This window comes from Acetobacterium wieringae (genome assembly GCF_026646375.1).
Lineage (GTDB): Bacteria > Bacillota > Clostridia > Eubacteriales > Eubacteriaceae > Acetobacterium > Acetobacterium wieringae_A.
In genome coordinates this window covers 1-434 of sequence record NZ_JAIPPU010000062.1, presented here as the reverse complement: position 1 = coordinate 434, position 434 = coordinate 1, and the positions used below count along the sequence as shown (strand labels likewise).

Genomic DNA, 434 nt, shown 5'->3' with positions numbered 1-434 from the left:
GGGGCTTGGAAAATTCCTTGCGCGTTTTGACTGAACTATTATTGACAATTCCAATAACCAAATTTCAATCTTTGATGTTGTGCTTTTAACCAGTAGTCAAGGTGATTGGTTTTCCAATACACTTTATATTGGCAGTGTTCCCCAAACTGATTACCCCTTGGAATTGTCAATTGTAATACTTTCACCGGATTGTGAAGACATTAAAAACCTACTTTCTCCAGGAAGCTGTTGGGGGACAATTAAAAGCGAATCTATACAAGAAATTTACTATATGGCTAAAGAAATCCTATACGAAAATTTGAAATCTCAAGCAATATCTTTTCAGGTTGCTCAAGCGGTGCTTGAGAGTAAAAATATTGTCTCACTTATGAATAAGGTAGTGGAGTGTTATCATAAAAGTGCAGTCCCAAATTGCAAGGAAATGAGGTAAAATA

At 35.7% G+C, this 434-nt stretch carries 1 protein-coding gene; it reads left to right on the top strand.

The genetic code is table 11. The annotated features are described in order from the left end of the window. Positions 1 to 79 precede the first annotated feature (79 nt). Entirely contained in the window at positions 80 to 430 is a 351-nt protein-coding gene (locus tag Q7P33_RS17950; RefSeq protein WP_303872106.1) for a hypothetical protein, read from the top strand. Positions 431 to 434: the final 4 nt, after the last annotated feature.